This is a genomic window from Halorubrum lipolyticum DSM 21995, from assembly GCF_000337375.1.
Classification (GTDB): domain Archaea; phylum Halobacteriota; class Halobacteria; order Halobacteriales; family Haloferacaceae; genus Halorubrum; species Halorubrum lipolyticum.
Window position 1 is genome coordinate 123,063 of record NZ_AOJG01000028.1, and the last position, 18,048, is coordinate 141,110.

An 18,048-nucleotide genomic window follows, 5' to 3' on the forward strand; every position below is an offset into this window, starting at 1 on the left:
CCCGTCGACGCGGCCTCGCATCGGTACTCCTCCCCGTGCGCTCTGCTGACAGCAAACTTTCGAGAGTTGGAGCGGTACCCGAAAGAATAATCACCGTTGGTTCAGTCGCACTGACGCGTATGGAAGACTGGTGCGACCCCGAAACGATCGGACGGAACCGACTCGATCCGCACGTCGACGTACTCCCGTATCCGGACGCCGCGACGGCGCTGGCCGGCGACAGAACGGGGTCGCCGTGGGTCCGATCGCTCAACGGCGAGTGGCGGTTCGACCTGGCAGAGACGCCGAGAGACGCACCGAGCGGGTTCGCGGATCCGGCGTTCGACGCGAGCGATTGGGACGGCATCGAGGTCCCGATCAACTGGCAGGCGGCGGGACACGGACGACCGCACTACACGAACGTCGTCTATCCGTTCCCCGCGGACCCGCCGAACGTTCCGCGAGAGAACCCGACGGCGTCGTACCGGCGGACGTTCCGCGTCGACGAGGACTGGGACGGGCGGCAGATCCGTCTCCACTTCGAGGGCGTCGACTCGGCGTTTCACCTGTGGGTGAACGGCGAGCGCGTCGGATACAGCGAGGGGGCCCGGCTCCCCGCCGAGTTCGACGTCAGCGAGCACGTCGAACCCGGGGCGAACACCGTGGCCGTCCGCGTGTACAAGTGGACGAACGGGAGCTACATCGAAGACCAGGACATGTGGTGGCTCAGCGGTATCTTCCGGGAGGTGTACGCCTACGCAGCCCCGGAGGTCCACGTCGCGGACGTCGACGTGCGAACGGAGCTCGACGACGACTACGAGGACGCCCGCCTGACGGCCGAGGTCGATGTCGCAAACGCCGGGGCGACCGAGGCGACGCGCCGGGTGGAAGCGACCCTCCGCGACGAGGACGGGGCAGCCGTCGCCGACGCCGGGGCGACCGAGGCGGTCGACGTCGGACCGGACCAGACCGCGACGGTCGCGCTGGAGACCGACGTTGCCGACCCCGACAAGTGGACCGCGGAGACGCCGACCCGGTACGCGCTCGAACTCGCGCTCGCGGACGCTGAGGCGACGGAAGGCGACGCGGTGACTGAAGTCATCGCGCAGACGGTCGGCTTCCGGGACGTCGAGATAACGGACGGGCTGTTCCTCGTCAACGGCGAAGCCGTGACGATCCGCGGCGTGAACCGCCACGACTTCCACCCGGACCGGGGGCGCAACGTCCCCGTCGAGACGATGCGCGAGGACGTCGAGCTGATGAAACGGCACAACATCAACGCCGTCCGGACGGCCCACTACCCCAACGACTCGCGGTTCTACGACCTCTGTGACGAGTACGGTCTCTACGTCGTCGACGAGACTGACATCGAGTGCCACGGCATGGAGTTCGCACCGGAGACGCCCCACATCAGCGACGCGACGGAGTGGGAGAGCGCCTACGTGGACCGGATGGTTCGGATGATCGAACGCGACAAGAACCACCCGAGCGTCGTCGTCTGGTCGCTCGGCAACGAGTCGGATCTCGGTTCGAACCACGTCGCGATGGCCGACGAAACCCGCCGGCGCGACCCGACGCGGCCGATCCACTACGAACCGGACGAGGAACAGACCGTCTCGGACATCGTCGGCCCGATGTACCCGCCGTGGGATCAGCTATCGGCCTGGGCCGCCGAAGACGAGTACGAGCATCCGGTCATCCTCTGCGAGTACGCCCACGCGATGGGAAACGGTCCCGGAAACCTCCAAGAGTACTGGGACGCGTTCTACGAACACGACCGCTTGCAGGGCGGCTTCGTCTGGGACTGGGTCGACCAGGGGCTTCGCCGCACAACCGCAGACGGCGAGGAGTGGTTCGCCTACGGGGGCGACTTCGGTGACGAACCCAACGACGCGAATTTCAACATCAACGGGCTCGTGTTCCCGGACCGGACGCCCTCTCCCGGTCTGACCGAGCTCAAGAAGGTCATCGAACCGGTGACGCTGGCAGACGCCGACCTCGAACGCGGTGAGATAACCGTCGAGAACCGATACGACTTCCGTGACGTCGACCACCTCGTGGCCACCTGGCGCGTCGAACGCGACGGCGAGTTGACGCAGAGCGGCACCGTCGACCTCCCCGACATCGACGCCGGCGAGGCCGAGACCGTGACCGTGCCCGTCGAGTCGGACGCCCTCGACGGCGAGGGCGAGCACCTGCTGACCGTCGAACTCTCGCTGGCCAGCGAGGCGGCGTGGGCGCCCGCCGGACACACCGTCTCGACCGGGCAGTTCACGCTCGCCGGCGGCGGGGGACAGCCAACTTCGACTGTCGGGTCCTCGCCGCTCTCCTGTGAAACGACCGCCGACGGGATCGTCGTCTCGAACGCGCAGTTCGAACTGGTGTTCGACGACGGCCGCGGCGTCGTCGACTCGCTGACCTACCACGGGAAGGAGCTCCTCTCGGCGGGCCCCCGCGTCGGCCTCTGGCGGGCCCCGACCGACAACGACCGGGGGCTGCCCCTCTCGCGGACGCTTCTCTCGCGACTGACGGAGAAGGCCGAACGGGGCGAGTCCCTCGATCGAGGCGACCTCTGGACGGTCGGATTCTCCCAGCTCTGGCGCGAGCACGGACTCGATCGCCTCCGGTTCCGGACGGACGACGTGACTCACCAAGTACACGGCGCGGAACGCGTCGACATCACCGTCACGGGGCGTCTCGCCCCGCCCATTTTCGACCACGGGTTCGCGACGGAACAGGTCTACACGATACGCGACGACTGCACCGTCGGCGTCGAGACGCGGCTCGAACCGGAGGGGGACCTCTCGGCGCTGCCCTCGCTCCCCCGCGTCGGTCTCGACCTGACGCTCCCCGGCGATCTCGAGCGTGTGAGTTGGTACGGGCGCGGCCCCGGCGAGTCGTACGCCGACAGCAAGCAGTCGTCGCTCGTGGGTCGGTACGAGCGACCGGTCGGAGAGCTACACACGCCCTACGTCAGGCCCCAGGCCAACGGCAATCGGACCGACGTCCGATGGGCGACGTTCACCGACGGGCGCGGCGTCGGCCTGTTCGTGTCTGGCGACTCCCCGCTCGACGTCACCGCCCACGACTACGAGCGATCCGACTTGGAGGCCGCGGACCACGGACACGAACTCCCGCGCCGTGACGAGATCTCGGTGTCGCTGGACCACGCCCACTGCGGGCTCGGTACGGGCAGTTGCGGCCCGACGACGCTCGAACGGTATCGCGTCGAGCCCGACGCGTTCGAGTTCGGCGTCGAACTCCGTCCGTTCGTCGCCGACTGAGCGCCGGGAAGCGACCGATTCGATCGCTCTCGACCGCTGACGAACGGCGTGCCGAGGAACCGTACGCGGAGCTGGTCGACGGCGTCGCCCGCGTTATCGGGTGACGCCTGTAACGCGTCGGCGTCGACACGGAACCGACGCGACTGAACCCGACCTCACCGCGCGATCAGACGATCGAACCGCTCCGATTCGACCCGATTCCGACGCCCGGGTCCGGCCAGGAGGTGAGCGAAACTCCGTCCAGTGCCAACGACTCCCGCAACATCGGTATCCGAAGATAGTTCCCCAGAAGGGAACAGAGGCGGTGGGAACGACCTTCGGCCACCGTCGCTGATCGACTTCCCGCTTTTCGCGCGCACGTCGTATTTCGAACCAGAGAAGGAGCGTGTACGGTATTTTCGGCGGAATATTCCGCTGTTCGGACTCTCAGATCGGGCTCTGAACGTGCGGCTCCGAGTGTCTCTCCGAGAATTGTATTACACTAGTATGCCTGTAACGTTCTTCTCTCGGGAACTCTGGTGTGAAACCCGCTGTGGCATCGGTGAACGGCCTCTCGAGATCGCGCGACCGTACCGGAAGACAGGTATAAGTGAGTCGAGCGAGAGCGTCGATCTGACTGTATGCAACGGGATAATATTGAGTTTCACAACGTCGAGGCGCTCCAACGGGTGGACTCACACGACGGAGTTCGCCTCCTCCGCGTTTCGGAGGCCGTCAGAAGCGAGTTGAACGACGGCGCACAGACGCGAATGCCGCATCCGGCGGGGAGCGAGATCCGCTTCGTTCCGGAGGGACCGGTCCGCGTCACGCTCTCCTCGGAAGAGCGGGAGAGCCTGGTCCGGCCGTTCTGGGGCGACTTCCAGGCGACCGGAGAGGAGTTCGTGCTCGGCCCGGAGCCGAAGACCGTCGAACTGTCCTTCCCGGACCGGCTTTCGAACCTCGATTCCGAAGCGACGGGCGACATGCGGTACGCCCCGGAAGTCTGCCGGCTCGTCCTCGCCGGCGACCACCGCGGCGGCCACATCTACTACCACGACGTCGAAGGCGAGCGCCGCCCGCCCGCGGCCGACGAGGTGCCGCAACTCCGATACCTCGCGTACGGCACGTCTATCACGGAGGGCGAGGCGCCGACCGCAGAGATGCAGACCTACGTCAATCAGGCCGCTCGTCGGCTCGGTGCGGACCCGATAAACCTCGGCTCGTGCGGGACCGCCTTCTGCGATTCCGCGATGGCCGAGCATATCGCCGACCGCGGGGACTGGGACGTGGCGACGCTGTCGCTGTCGGTGAACATGGTCAACCGGTTCACGCCCGACGAGTTCCGAGAGCGGGCGGCCGCGATGATCGAGACGGTCGCCGAGGCGAATCCGACGAAGCCCGTCGCCTGTATCACGCTCTTCCCGCACGTGCGCGAGTACAAGCGGGACCACGAGGAGGCGGCGCTCTCCGAGACGTTCCGCGAGAAACTCCGGGAGGCGGTCGCCGAGTGCGGCCACGAGAACGTCCACCTCGTCGAGGGGCCCGACCTCCTGCCGACGGCGAGCGGACTGACGACCGACCTCGTCCATCCCGGGGACGAAGCGATGATCCGGATCGGCGAGAACCTCGCCCGCGAGATCGAACCGCTCGTGAGCAACTGATCGGCGTTCGCGGGACTGCGCTGCTCGCGGTCGACTCTCCGAACGGAAACCGCTACGTGAGCGGAAAAATCGGAATGCCACGGTCGTCGGGGCGTTCCTTCGACGCGTGCGGCGACGTGTCTCACCGGTCTGCAGCGGCGCCAGGCTGTTCCCGACTGGGGAACGACGCTGTGCTCAGACGCGAGACGATCGGGTCGCTAGCCGACCGGGATTCCCTGTCGGGGAGCGCCGTCGTGAGCCGCGTTTTTGTATTCGATCGTGTACATATGATTCTCATATTCATGTCACGTGAGAGCCGTCTACCGGTTTGACGGCGTGTCGCGGCTCACCTCCGATCGGAGCAGGAGCGATCGCCTCCGGGGTCGACCGCTCTCGACGGGGCGGGGACCGCACCAACATTATTACTCGAGCGGCAGTATCGGTTCGTATGAGTCGGTACACACCGGACACCGTCGATGGGACGCTGTTTCTCGTCGGAGCGGACGACCGCGTCGAGATCGGGGCCGTCGACGACGTCGTCGCTGCGGTCGGCGGCGAGACGTATACGATCGAATACGATCAGCGACAGCGGAAGCAGCCGTGGTTGCGAACCGATGAGGGGGAACTCGAGATAGACGTTCGCGAGGCGGTGACGACGCTGTCTCACGGCGGCGAAACGGTCTCCGAGATCCGCGCGTCCGACTTGGAAACCGACCGGTACGGGCTTCCAACGCGAACGGTCGAGTTCGCGGACACCGTCGTCGAGATTCTCGAACGACAGGGCTCCCGAGACGCGTGACGACCGGACCGAGTCGTTCCCGGATCGATCCGCGGCGGCCGGTCCCTACACGACAGTTCCCGTCCGCCGTTCCCGAGCTAGTTGGCACCGGACGACCACAACCGCAACGCGCCGTAGCCGAGAACGGTCCCGAGCACGAGGGAGACTCCCCAGATTCCGAACATCCCCGCGAGGACGCCCTCAGACAAGATCACACCGCCGATTACAGACAGAACACCCATCGCGATGAGCATCCAGAACAGGCGGCTTTTCGGAACGAACGACGTCCCACCGGCCGAACTGGACTGTTGCGTGGCCATACAATGCGAGTGGTAATCACTCATATATAAACGTTTTCCCACTCCGGTTCGTCACGGGCCGCCGACACGGCCATCGGCGCGTGTCGTATCTCCCGGAGGGAGAACGCGTCGCCTGACACGCCATGACGAACGGGTGACACGTCTCAGAACTCGTCGGTGTATATTATGTTATTCATCTGCGTTCGGGCGGCTCCCGCCACGCAGAGCAGCCCGATAGCGAGCGCGCCGATCGGGACCTTCCCCCGCCAGCTGGACCAGTGGTACCGCTCTTCCAAGGTGACGATATAAACGGTGTCGTCACGCTCGTATAGCAACGGGAGATAGTCCGGCGCCGATTCGCGGGAGCGGTACCACTGCCCCTCCCCGTCACGGGCGGCATCGACGGTCGACTGCCGCTCGGGACCGAGTTCCTCGTACGCCGAGACGTCGTCGTCGCTCGTCGACTGGAGCGTCGATTCGGTGACGTGGTAATCGATGGCGTACACCGCGGAGACTGGAACCAAGACGAACAGAAACACCGATCCGACGATACCCACGATGAAGAGACGGGTGTCAGAAATTGGCATGTCCAGCGGTTTCACGCGGCGGATCAAAGGTATTGTGGTCCGTTCGTTGTCCGAGAGACCGGCGGAATCAACACGGATCGAGATGAGCCGATCGCTTGAACGTCGAGTGGCAGCAGTCGTCGAGTGGCAGTTGTCGTCGAACCTTTTTTGCTCTCCGACAGCGACACTCGACGCATGGCCTCGAAAACGTATATGGACCATCTCTGCGAGCGTGAGACGGGTATTCGGTACGTGTTCATCATCTCTCTGCTGTCGATCGTCCTGTTGATGGGGTCTTTGACGGTCGTCACACCCGGGACGGGGACGTACTACATCGCGGTTATACAGGTGGTCACGTTCGGATTCTTGGTCGTGTTCTCGTTCGGACTGATGACGCTTTGCCACCGTCGCGAAACGCAGCGGGAGCTGTGAGATCCGATGGAAAGGCGACCGGCTCGACGCCGCTGTTATATCATACTATTTTGAGAAATATTCCCATTCGAGAAACACTAACAGTTATATATGATGGCCAGTAACGCGTTATCGTAGCAAAAACCATGAAGGATAACAGCCCTTGGACTCGACGCAAATTTGTCGAAATCGGTGCGGTCGCCGGCACCGGTCTACTTGCTGGTTGTACGGGTGGAAGTGACTCGAGCGGCGACGGTGAGGACGGAAACGGTTCGAGCGGCGACGGTGAGGACGGAAACGGTTCGAGCGGCGACGGTGAGGACGGAACGAACCGGTTTAACGCCGTCATCGGACGCCCGCTTCCGGAGGTGCAGTTCAACCCCTTCAACATCCAGAACTACGGCCAGACCATCAGCATGTACCTCAACGTGTCGCTCGCTGACGGGCATGCCGACGGAACCGTTCAATCGCGGTTCTTAGAGGACATCTCGACGGACGGCAGAGAGATGACGATGTCGATCCCGGAGGGATGGACCTACTGGAACGGCGACGAGATCACGGCAGAGGATTTATATACTGGGTTCGAAATCCAGCGGTACCAGAACTACGACTCGACGAACTACGAGAGCCACGAAATCGTCGACGACTACACCGTGAAGCGGACGTTCAAGAGCCGCGTCACGCCGACACTGATGCAGGCCTCGCTCGTCGGCGATTCCTTCGTCCATCCCGAGCTGTTCTCGGAGTACCTCGAGCAGTACGAAGACGCGGGCTCCGCGGACGAGCGGGACAGCGTCACCGAAGAGCTCATCCAGTACACGATCAGCGCGGAAGACTACATCGACGGCGGATACGGAACGGGCGTGTATCGGCCCACCGAGTGGAACAACGCGCGACTCGATGCGGAACTGGTCGAGGACCACCCGATGGCGGAGTCGACGGACGTGCCCGGGGTCCGCATCTACGCCGTCGGCGGTGAGAGCGAGGCGATGGCGAGGAACAACACGCTCGACCGAGCGTACGCGCACCCCAACGACACGTGGATGGAAGGCACGGACCTGGAGATTGAGAGCACGATCAACTGGTTCCGCGCCCAGAAGTTCATCCTCAACTGGAACAACGAGCACCTCGCGAACCTGAACGTCCGCCGGGCGGTCATGGCCATCATGCCGCTCGATGCCATGAGCGCGGCCGCGAACGAGGCCGGGTACAACGCGGAACCGACCCAGTTGCAGACCGGTCTCCGAGAGTCGATTCACGAGGAGTACCTCGGGGAGGACTTCACTGACCAGCTCATCGAGTACCCGGTCGCGTCTGATTCGGAAGCCGCCGCGGAGTACATGCGTGCGGCCGACTACACCCAGGAGGGCGGAAGCTGGGTCAGTCCCGAGGGCGAGCAGGTCTCGTTCAACATCCTCTCGCGAAGTAACACCGGGCAGGCGCTCCCGACGACGGCCTTCTCGGACGCGCTCAACCGCTTCGGGATCGAGACGGAGGTGAACGCCATCGGCGAGGACTACTACACGACGCTGCAGAACTGGGAGTTCGACATGGGGTGGGTCTGGCACGTCGCGTCCGCGCTGTGGCACCCGACCTCCTACTTCTCGAACGACTTCTACGGCGTCCGTGTCGGCGACCCGGAGGAGACGGAAGGGACCGGTGAGACCGGCATTCCGCTTACCACGACCATCCCGAGCGAGGTCGGTTCCGAGGAGATCAGCGGGAGCGGCCAAGAGATCCGTCCGGCTCAGTTGAGCAACGATCTCCCGGCGTCCGAGTCGACCGAGGAGGTCCGAGAGACGACCCGAACGCTGGCGTGGTGGTTCAACTACAGCCTCCCGGCGATCGCCTACATCCAGGAGAATCAGACCCGCGCGATGGACACGACGAACTACGAGGTCGTCCCGGATACCCAACCGCCGCTGGACGTGAGCGAACCGATCATGAAAGGGCTGTTCAACGGTCACATCCGGGAAAATAGCTCGTGAGAACTCGGCGCTCACTCACCCGACAACAAATGGTAACAAAGAAACGGTAACGGAATAACGAAGACACACGCATGAATCTAAACTATCTCACACGGCGGCTCGGGCAGGCCGTCATCACGTTCTGGGCGACGGTGACGCTCACGTTTGCGCTCTATCACATGATGCCCGGTGGCCCGGTGGAGTCGATGCAGAACATCATCCTCCAGCAGGTCACGACGTCCGGCGGGTCAGTCGACCTCGAACAGATCGAACAGATGGTCGCGCTGTACGCGAACATCCAGCCCAACGATCCGGTGTACGTCCAGTATATCGACTACTGGCGCCAGCTGCTGTTCGAGTTCAGCATGGGACAGTCGTTCTCACACCAGGAGCCGGTCACGACGCTCATCGCCGAGCGCGTTCCGTGGTCGATGTTCGTCTCGGTGTACTCGCTCGTCATCGGGTACACGGCGAGCATTCTGCTCGGGTCCGCGATGGCGTTCAAAGAGAAGAGCCGCTTCGACTCGATCATGTCCAGCATCATGGTCGCGCTGCAGTCGACGCCGTACTACATCGTCGCGCTCCTGCTGATCTACTCGGTCGCGTTACGGCTCGGCTGGTTCCCGACCGGCGGTCGCGTCGGCACGGGAGTCGAGGCCGGGTTCAACCTGGAGTTCATGACGAGCGTCGTTCACCACGCGGCCCTGCCGATCCTCTCGACGAGCATTCTCGGGATCGCCGGCGCGATCTCGCTGCGAGGAAACGCGATCCGCGTCCTCGGCGAAGACTACCTCCGAGTGGCGGAGCTCCGCGGGCTTCGCCCGACTCGGATCGCGACCGAGTACGTCGGCCGGAACGCGATCTTGCCGATGTACACGCGGTTCATGATCGGGATCGCGGGGGTGCTCAGCAGCTCGGTCATCCTCGAGCAGATCTTCTCGTACCCGGGAATGGGACTGCTCATGTACAACGCGATCAACATCAGGGACTACCCGTTGCTGATGGGGACGCTGATCATCTTCACGTCGATCACCATCATCGGGATCCTGATCGCCGACTTGACCTACGGATACATCGATCCGCGGGCGAGCGGCGGAGGTGGTACTGAATGAGTGACTCAGAAGGCGATACACAGTCGGAACTGGAAGCACTGTTCGAGCCCCAGGGCACCGTCGAGTCGCTGACACGCTGGGAGCGGGTGAAACAGCAGTACGACCTGTACGTTCGGGCGCCGCTGAAGGTGGCGATCAACGACTGGCGGACGGTCGTCGGCCTTGGGCTGCTCATCCTGTTCGGCCTGGCGGGAACCGTCGGCGTCTGGTTCACGGCGGCCCCGTCGTCCGGTCAGGCGCCGTTCCTGCTCGGTCCGTTCGAGAACTGGGCGTATCCGCTCGGAACCGACGTGCTCGGGCGACCGATCCACACGCAGCTCATCCACGCGACGCCCGCCATGTTCCAGATGATCCTCGGCGGCGCCGGACTCGCGATCGGTCTCGCGACGGTCGTCGGCCTGCTTTCGGGGTTCCTTCGGGACACGGTGGTCGACAGGGTGCTCATGACGATCGCCGACGTCGTTATCACGATCCCGGGGCTCCCGTTGGTGATGGTGCTTGTCGCCGTCTTCCAGCCGCGGAACCCGTACGTCGTCGGGGTTCTCCTGGGTCTCGACGCGTGGCCCGCCTTGGCGCGACAGATCCGTTCGCAGGTGCTCAGCATCCGCGAGGAACACTACGTCGAGGCCTCGCGGATAATGGGACTGAGAATCTGGACGATCCTCCGGCGGGACCTGTTGGGACAGCTCACGCCGTACATCGCCATCAACGCCGCGTTGGCGGCCCGCGGGATCATCTTCGGGTCGGTCGGGCTGTACTTCATCGGCGTGCTCCCGTTCAACGCGTTGAACTGGGGAGTGATGATGAACATGGCGTACGCCTCGGGGGCGCTGAACGAGACCGCGAAGCTCCACTGGCTCCTCTGGCCGATGCTAACGATCTTCCTGCTGTCGGTCTCGTTCGTCCTGCTGTCGCAGGGCCTCGATAGCGTTTTCAACGTCCGGCTTCGAGCGCGACACGCGCAAACGGCCGGCGAAGGCGACACATCCGCTTCAAAAGGAGAACACGATAACGCATGAAATCCGAACCGATAGCCGAAGTCGAGAATCTCAACGTGGCCTTTCCCATGGATCGGGGCGAGTCGCGGGTCGTCCGCGACGCCGATATCGACATTTATCAGGACGAAATTCTCGGCGTCGTGGGCGAGAGCGGCAGCGGCAAATCGATGTTCGCCGCGTCGCTGCTCGACGGCGTCGTCGAACCGGGCGTGAGCCGCGGCGAGATCACGTTCAATCCGCCCGACGGCGGCGATCCGATCTCCGTCTTAGACCTCACCGAGGAGGAGCTTCGGCGGTTCCGCTGGGACCGGGTCGCCATGGTGTTCCAGGGGGCGATGAGCTCGTTCAACCCCGTCAAAACGATCGGGGCGCACTTCAAGGAGACGCTCCAGGACCACAACAAGAACGTCGAAGAGGGCCTGGAGCGCGGTCGACAGCTGCTCGAAGACCTGTACCTCGATCCCGACCGCGTCATGGACTCGTATCCGCACGAGCTGAGCGGGGGCATGAAACAGCGCGGGCTGATCGCGTTGAGCCTGCTTCTCGACCCGGACCTGTTGATCCTCGACGAGCCGACGGCGGCGCTGGACCTGCTGATGCAGCGGTCGATCATCTCGCTCCTTCGAGAGGTGCAGACCAACTACGACGCGACGTTCGTGATGATCACTCACGACCTGGCGCTGCTGTCGAAGCTGGCGGACCGAATGGTGATCATGTACGCCTTCCAGTTCATCGAGATGGGCGAAACCGACGAGATCATCTGGAACGCCTCGCACCCTTACACCAGGGCGCTGCTCGCGTCGACGCCGAGCCTGGCCTCGGACATCGACGAGATGAAGCCGATCCCCGGTGACAAGCCGGACCCGGTCGAGCAGTTCCACGGCTGCTCGTACAGCTCGCGCTGCCCGCTCGCGGACGAGCGGTGTCGCGAGGAGGAACCGCCGTTGAGGGCGGTAGAGGGGTCGACCACGCAACAGACGGCGTGCTTCCACTACGAGGACGCGGCCGAGGCGATCCACCTGCCGTCCTCGCCGCAGGAGGCCGCCGAGTCCGCCGCCGCCGACGGGGAGGGACAATGAGCGGAGCCGACCCGGTCGTCTCGATGCAGGACATCACCGTCGAGTTCGGTGAGAGCGGTTTCGGCCCGTTCGGCGACTCCGAGGTCGTGCGCGCCGTCGACGAGGTGGACCTCGACATCGGCGAAGGCGAGGTGATCGCCTTAGTCGGCGAGTCCGGCTGCGGGAAGACCACGCTCGGCAAGACCGCGATCGGCTTCCAGCGTCCGACCGGCGGCACGATCCGCTACCGCGGCCAGGACATCGGGGAAGCGCGCGACAGCCGCAACCCCGACATCCCGTTCAGCGAGATCCGGCGGTCGCTTCAGATCATCCACCAGGACCCCGGAAGCGCGCTCAACCCGAATCAGCGCGTGATCACCTCGCTGCTGTTACCGCTGAAGAAGAACACGGACCTGGGTCGCGGCGAGTGCAAGGAGCGCATCTACGCGCTCGCCGAGCGCGTCGGACTCACTCCCGTCGACGACTTCATGAACCGCTACCCGCATCAGCTCTCGGGCGGCGAGCAGCAGCGGACGGTCCTGATCCGGGCGATGATGATGAATCCGGACCTGATCTTGGCCGACGAGGCGATCAGCGCGCTCGACGTCTCGCTGCGGATCGAGATGATGGACCTGATGCTGGAGCTGCGAGAGCTGTTCAACACCTCGTTCCTCTTCGTGTCCCACGACCTCTCGAACGCGAGGTACCTGACGAAAAAATCCGGCGGACGCATCGCCGTGATGTACCTGGGTGAGATCGTCGAGATCGGGACCGTCGAGGAGATCATCGAGAACCCCCAGCATCCCTACACGCAGGCGTTGAAGTGGGCGACGCCGAACCTCTTCGTCGAGGACGAGGAGGACTCGCCGCTCCGCGGGCTCGACATCCCGGACCCCACGGAGAAGCCCGAAGGGTGTTCGTTCCACCCCCGCTGTCCGGAGGCCCGTACCGTCTGCGAGACGACGCGGCCGGGAGCGTACGAGAGCGACGACAGCGAGTACCGGTGTAAGTGCTTCCGCGCGACGGACGAACACGAGTACTGGAACAGCGAGGAGCTGGCGGGTTCCGAACTCGTCGAGTAGCGCCCGCCCGCAGACGTCTTTTGGTCGGAGCGCGTCGATAGCGCGGAAACGGTCGCCTGGTGCGGCCGGTCTACCGCCAGTCGAGGACTGTTTCGACCGCCTCGTCGGCGTCGCCCGTCGGCGAGAACTCGCACCCGACGTACCCGTCGTACTCGGTGTCGTCGATCGCCTCGAGGATGGCTTCGTAGTTGAGCTCTCCCGTTCCCGGCTCGTGGCGCCCGGGCACGTCGGCGACGTGGAAGTGGCCGATCCGGTCGACGTTGTCGGTGATCGTCTGAATGAGGTTCCCTTCGGTGACCTGCTGGTGGTAGATGTCGTACAGCAGCTTGACGCGTGACGATCCGACGGCGTCGACGATGTCGAACCCCTCCGCCGACGTCTCGAGGAAGTAGTCGGGGTGATCGACGGCGGTGTTCAGCGGTTCGACGACGAGGGTCACCCCCGCGTCTTCGGCGTCGGGCGCGACGGCGGAGAGCGTCTCGATGACGGCCTCGCGCTGCGTGGGTCGGTCCAGCCCGTCCTGGTCCGGGCCGGTCGTCACGATCAGGACGGGCACGCCGTGGTCGGCCGCGACTGCGATCGACTCGCGGATCGTCTTCGCCGCCTCCTCGGTTCCCTCGGGATCGGTCAGCGTGCCGCCGGCGACGAAGCCCGCGACCGGAATGTCGACATCGGCGGCGGTGTCGGCGATCGCCTGGAGGTCCCTCGCGCGCCAGTCCCAGAACTCGACGGCGTCGGCGCCCGCTTCGGCGGCCCGCGACACGCGGTCGACGAACGGGTCGTCGTCGTACACCATCTCCAGGCAGATGGAGATGTCTGGCATCTACTCGTCCCCCGCGTCGTCCGCCGGTTCCGGGTTCAGCGCACCGTCCTCGACCATCGCGTCGAGCGGGTTGTCGTCGACCGCGAGCGGGAAGTCGACCCGACCGCGTTTCCGAGCGGACTCCCACGCCCCGAAGATGAGTTCGGTCGCGTTCAGGGCGTTGTGCGCGCCCAGCTCCGGCGTCTCGTCCTCCTCGAGACAGCGGACGTTCTCGGCGATCGCGCGGTCGATGAACGCCCAGTCGTGGAGGCCGTCCTCGGTCTCGACGGTCGTCCACCCGTCGTCGCCGGGGCGACGGATACGCAGGGCGGGGAGCTCTTCGTCGTCGTCTCCGGACGGGCCGAGTTCGATCGTGCCGTCGCTGCCGATCAGGCGGTTGTGACACCGAACGGCGCCGGCCGGTCCGCCGTCGCCGGCGGCGTCGCTCGTGCCGAGGCCGTGGACGCCGTTCTCGTACTCCCACATGAGAACGGCCTGGTTCTCGTTGTGCGAGCCGAAGACGAGGTTCTCCTCGCGGTAGTCGACCTGTGCGAGGACCCAGTCGGCCGGCGTCTCGTCGTTGAAGTAGTTACACAGATCCAGCGAGTGGCTCCCGTAATCGAAGATGCCGACCGGCGCCGAGAACTCGACGCGCTCCAGCTCGCCGATCTCGCCGTCGTCGAGGAGTCGCTTCGCGGTGCGGACGGCGTCGCTGAACCGACGCTGATGGTTGAACGTGAGCTGAACGCCGTGTCGGGCGGCCTCTTGCGCCATCAGACGCGCGCCGCCGTACGTCTGCGCCATCGGCTTCTCGCAGTGGATCGCGTCGACGCCGGCCCGGCAGCAGTCGATCGCGATCGACGCGTGAACCGCCGGCGGCACGCAGAGCGAGACGATGTCGGGCCGGACCGCCTCGAGCATCGCCTCGTACTCCTCGAAGACGCGGTCCTCGGCGATGTCGTACTGGGCGGCGAACGCCGCCGCGTTCTCGGGGACGATGTCGGCGCAGGCGACGAGGTCGCACGCGTCGTGTTTCTCGTAGCCCTCGGCGTGGTGATACGCCATCGCGTACCCGTCTCGCCCGGGGTCGTCCGGTTCCGCACCAGTACCGATCACTGCCACTTGGTAGGACATGTCACCTCATCCGTAGCGAACTGTCTAATAAGTACCCGATGCCGTCCGCTCAGAACAACCGCACGAACCAGAGACGCGTGCCGTCATCTCCACCGCCCCCGCCGTCTGGAAACCCGCTCTCTGCTCCGGCGCTGGCGTGGGACATATCTTTTTGAACACCCGCCGCAAACCGGCGAGACGGACATGACTGACGCGAAGCTCACGGTGCATACGGACGCGGTCGTCGGACACGTCGACCCGGAGATTCACGGTCACTTCGCCGAGCACCTCGGTCGGTGTATCTACGACGGGATCTGGCGGAGCGACGGCGACAACGAGACCGGCCGCCGTGAGGGGGTCTTCGAACTGCTCGCGGACCTCGAGGTCCCGGTCCTCCGGTGGCCGGGCGGCTGTTTCGCCGACGACTACCACTGGGAGGACGGCGTCGGTCCCCGCGAGGAACGGCCGCGTCGCCGGAACCTCTTCTGGGCGCAGGGGCCCGAAGAGCGCCCCGAGGAATCGAACGCGTTCGGCACCGACGAGTTCCTCCGGTTCTGTGAAGCGATCGGGACGGAGCCGTACCTGGCGGCGAACGTGGGGTCGGGAGACCCGCGGGAGGCGGCCGACTGGGTCGAGTACTGTAACTACGGGGGCGACACGGCGCTCGCGGATCGGCGCCGCGAGAACGGCCGCGAGGACCCGTACGGCGTTCGGTACTGGGGGCTCGGGAACGAGAACTGGGGCTGTGGCGGCCGGATGAGTCCGGAGCAGTACGCCCGGGAGTACCGCCGGTTCGCGACCTACGTCGGCACGCAGTCGAACCAGATGCTCGATCACGACCTCGAGCTCATCGCCTGCGGCTACGAGCGGCACGAGTGGAACCGTCGGTTCCTCGAGGAGGTCGGGAACTCGCCGTGGGGGCCGGAGTTCCCGCTCGACCACCTCACGTTTCACCACTACTACGGTCGAACGATGAGCGTCTCCGAGGCCGACGAGGACGACTTCGACGCGTTCCTCGCCGACGCGCTCGTGATGAGCGAGCACCTCGAGACGATCGCGGGGGCGATCGACGCCGTCGCGACGACCCGCGATATCGGGGTCATCGTCGACGAGTGGGGCGCCTGGCACCCCGAGGCCGTCGCGGGCAACGGCCTCGAACAGCCGGGGACGGTCCTCGACGCGCTCTCCGCCGCGGCCGTCCTCGACATCTTCAACCGCCACAGCGACGTCGTCACGATGACGAACATCGCCCAGACGGTCAACGTGTTGCAGTGCCTGGTCGAGACCGACGGCGACGACGCGTGGGCGCGGCCGACGTATCGCGTGTACGACGCCTACGCGCCGCACAAAGACAACGAGGCGATCCGGACGACGATCGACACGCCGACCCGCGAACGCTCCGACGGCGACGACCTGCCGCTGGTCCGCGGCTCGGCGTCGACCGACGGCGAGGGCGCGTTCGTCTCGGTGACGAACCTCGACTGCCGCGACTCGCGCGCGGTCGAGGTGGCTGTCGAGGGGAAGCCGATCGAATCGGCCGAGGCGCGCGTCCTGTTCGCCGACCACGACCCGAAGGCGACGGTCACGGCCGACAACGCGGGGGAGTTCGCGTCCGAGTCGCTCGACGTCGAGGTCGACGGGAGCACGGTCAGCATGGAGCTGCCGCCCGCGACGGTCGCGACGGTGGACCTCTCGTAGACCGGGACGCTTCCGCGGTGAGCCGCCGGCGGATCGCCTGCTGCCGGCGGATCGCCTGCTGCGGGCGAGTCTACCCGAAGCTATATTGGACGGGCAGCCACGCCCTAGGTATGCAGATCTCCAGCGTCGAGGCGATTCCGCTCGAACACTCGCTTCCCGACGGGCACGGACTCGGCGACGCGCGCAACTTCGGTCACGCGAGACAGACGACGCTCCTGCGTCTCGAGACCGACACCGGTCTCGTCGGCTGGGGCGAGGCGTTCGCGCCCGGTCGGATCGTGGCGGCGACCGTCGAGGAGCTGCTCGTCGACGACGTGGTCGGGATGGACCCCTTCGCGGTCGAGTCGCTCGCGACCGACTCCTACACGAGCCAGTACCACTTCGGGGGCGACGTCTTCCTCCAGAGCGCGGTCAGCGGCATCGACATCGCGTGCTGGGACATCGTCGGGAAGGCCGTCGACCGGCCGATCTATCGGCTCCTCGGCGGCACCGACTGCGAGTCGCTCGACGCGTACGCGTCGACGATGTACTACACGGAGGCCGAGAGGCCGCCGGCGGCGCCGATACGGGACGCGGTCGACGCGGGATTCGACGCGGTGAAGATCAAGATCGGCGCGGGTACCGACGGCGACGTCGAGCGCGTTCGCACCGCGCGCGAGATCCTCGGAGACGGCGGCCGTCTCATGGTCGACATGAACGGGAACTATCGCCCCCACCAGGCGATCGAGACGGCGCGTGCGATCGCCGAGTACGGCGTCGACTGGATCGAAGAGCCCGTCCCGCCGGAGAACGCGAGCGGCTACCGGGACGTGACGGACGCGATCGACGTCCCCGTCGCGGCCGGCGAGGCTCACTACGGGCGGTTCGCGTTCAAGGACCTCGTCGACGAGCGCGCGGTCGACATCGTCCAGCCGAACCTCGGTCGCTGCGGCGGGCTCTCGGAGGCGCGGCTCATCGCCGGCATGGCGACGACGGAAAACGTCGCCGTCAGGCCCCACGTCTGGAACAGCGCCGTCGGCGTGGCGGCGGCGGTCCAGTTCGCCGCGAGCGTCCCCGACTACCCCCACAGCCGCAACGTGCCGGAGCCGATGCTGGTCGAGTTCGATCGCAGCGAGAACCCGCTCCGAGAGGACCTCCTCGAGACGCCGATCGACCCGACGGGAGGCGAGGTCGACGTTCCCCAGGGCCCCGGGCTCGGCGTCTCGATCGACGAGGACGCGCTCGATCGGTACCGGCTCGACGAGTGACCGGCCCGCCCCCCGGCGGTTCGATCGCGACCCCT

Annotated in this window: 15 protein-coding genes; 11 read left to right on the forward strand and 4 right to left on the reverse strand. The window is 65.6% G+C overall.

The window, feature by feature from the left end:
- The first annotated feature begins 119 nt into the window (after positions 1–119).
- The 3 genes from C469_RS09945 (at position 120) to C469_RS09955 (ending at position 5,681) form a co-directional block, all read left to right on the forward strand.
- A complete protein-coding gene (locus C469_RS09945) occupies positions 120–3,263 on the forward strand; it encodes a glycoside hydrolase family 2 TIM barrel-domain containing protein (RefSeq protein WP_008006221.1) in 3,144 nt (1,047 codons plus the stop codon).
- A gap of 620 nt (positions 3,264–3,883) precedes the next feature.
- The gene (locus C469_RS09950; RefSeq protein WP_049911253.1) at positions 3,884–4,903 is read left to right on the forward strand and encodes a GDSL-type esterase/lipase family protein; all 1,020 of its coding nucleotides are present in this window, start codon (positions 3,884–3,886) and stop codon (positions 4,901–4,903) included.
- A 427-nt stretch (positions 4,904–5,330) separates the two neighbouring features.
- Positions 5,331–5,681, forward strand: coding sequence for a hypothetical protein (locus tag C469_RS09955; RefSeq protein ID WP_008006223.1), 351 nt, complete (start codon positions 5,331–5,333; stop codon positions 5,679–5,681).
- Between the two features lie 77 nt (positions 5,682–5,758).
- Here the strand turns inward: C469_RS09955 and C469_RS09960 are convergent, their stop codons facing one another.
- Together C469_RS09960 and C469_RS09965 are read right to left on the reverse strand one after the other, a co-directional pair.
- The gene (locus C469_RS09960) at positions 5,759–5,980 is read right to left on the reverse strand and encodes a hypothetical protein (RefSeq protein ID WP_049911255.1); all 222 of its coding nucleotides are present in this window, start codon (positions 5,978–5,980) and stop codon (positions 5,759–5,761) included.
- Between the two features lie 143 nt (positions 5,981–6,123).
- Positions 6,124–6,546 carry a hypothetical protein gene (locus C469_RS09965; RefSeq protein ID WP_049911257.1) on the reverse strand — a complete coding sequence of 141 codons (423 nt, stop codon included), beginning with the start codon at positions 6,544–6,546 and terminating at the stop codon, positions 6,124–6,126.
- Between the two features lie 174 nt (positions 6,547–6,720).
- On the opposite strand from C469_RS09965, the gene C469_RS09970 reads away from it, so the two are divergent.
- The 6 genes from C469_RS09970 (at position 6,721) to C469_RS09995 (ending at position 13,153) form a co-directional block, all read left to right on the forward strand.
- Positions 6,721–6,957, forward strand: coding sequence for a hypothetical protein (locus C469_RS09970; RefSeq protein WP_008006226.1), 237 nt, complete (start codon positions 6,721–6,723; stop codon positions 6,955–6,957).
- Between the two features lie 347 nt (positions 6,958–7,304).
- Entirely contained in the window at positions 7,305–8,924 is a 1,620-nt protein-coding gene (locus tag C469_RS09975) for an ABC transporter substrate-binding protein (RefSeq protein WP_008006227.1), read from the forward strand.
- Between the two features lie 71 nt (positions 8,925–8,995).
- Entirely contained in the window at positions 8,996–10,015 is a 1,020-nt protein-coding gene (locus tag C469_RS09980; protein ID WP_008006228.1) for an ABC transporter permease, read from the forward strand.
- Entirely contained in the window at positions 10,012–11,034 is a 1,023-nt protein-coding gene (locus tag C469_RS09985; RefSeq protein ID WP_008006229.1) for an ABC transporter permease, read from the forward strand. The genes C469_RS09980 and C469_RS09985 overlap by 4 nt, the downstream gene beginning before the upstream one ends.
- Complete coding sequence (locus C469_RS09990; RefSeq protein ID WP_008006231.1) at positions 11,031–12,092, forward strand: ABC transporter ATP-binding protein; 1,062 nt, start codon at positions 11,031–11,033, stop codon at positions 12,090–12,092. Before C469_RS09985 ends, C469_RS09990 begins: the two co-directional genes overlap by 4 nt.
- Entirely contained in the window at positions 12,089–13,153 is a 1,065-nt protein-coding gene (locus tag C469_RS09995; protein WP_008006233.1) for an ABC transporter ATP-binding protein, read from the forward strand. The genes C469_RS09990 and C469_RS09995 overlap by 4 nt, the downstream gene beginning before the upstream one ends.
- Positions 13,154–13,223: 70 nt before the next feature.
- Here C469_RS09995 and C469_RS10000 read toward each other — a convergent pair whose 3' ends face one another.
- Together C469_RS10000 and C469_RS10005 are read right to left on the reverse strand one after the other, a co-directional pair.
- Positions 13,224–13,976: a hydroxypyruvate isomerase family protein gene (locus tag C469_RS10000; RefSeq protein ID WP_008006235.1), complete on the reverse strand. Its 753-nt coding sequence runs from the start codon at positions 13,974–13,976 to the stop codon at positions 13,224–13,226.
- Positions 13,977–15,089, reverse strand: a complete 1,113-nt coding sequence (locus tag C469_RS10005; protein ID WP_049911262.1) for a Gfo/Idh/MocA family protein — start codon at positions 15,087–15,089, stop codon at positions 13,977–13,979.
- Positions 15,090–15,272: 183 nt separating this feature from the next.
- On the opposite strand from C469_RS10005, the gene C469_RS10010 reads away from it, so the two are divergent.
- Positions 15,273–16,766, forward strand: a complete 1,494-nt coding sequence (locus C469_RS10010; RefSeq protein WP_008006239.1) for an alpha-N-arabinofuranosidase — start codon at positions 15,273–15,275, stop codon at positions 16,764–16,766.
- A gap of 110 nt (positions 16,767–16,876) precedes the next feature.
- The gene (locus C469_RS10015; protein WP_008006242.1) at positions 16,877–18,013 is read left to right on the forward strand and encodes a mandelate racemase/muconate lactonizing enzyme family protein; all 1,137 of its coding nucleotides are present in this window, start codon (positions 16,877–16,879) and stop codon (positions 18,011–18,013) included.
- Positions 18,014–18,048 lie beyond the last annotated feature (35 nt).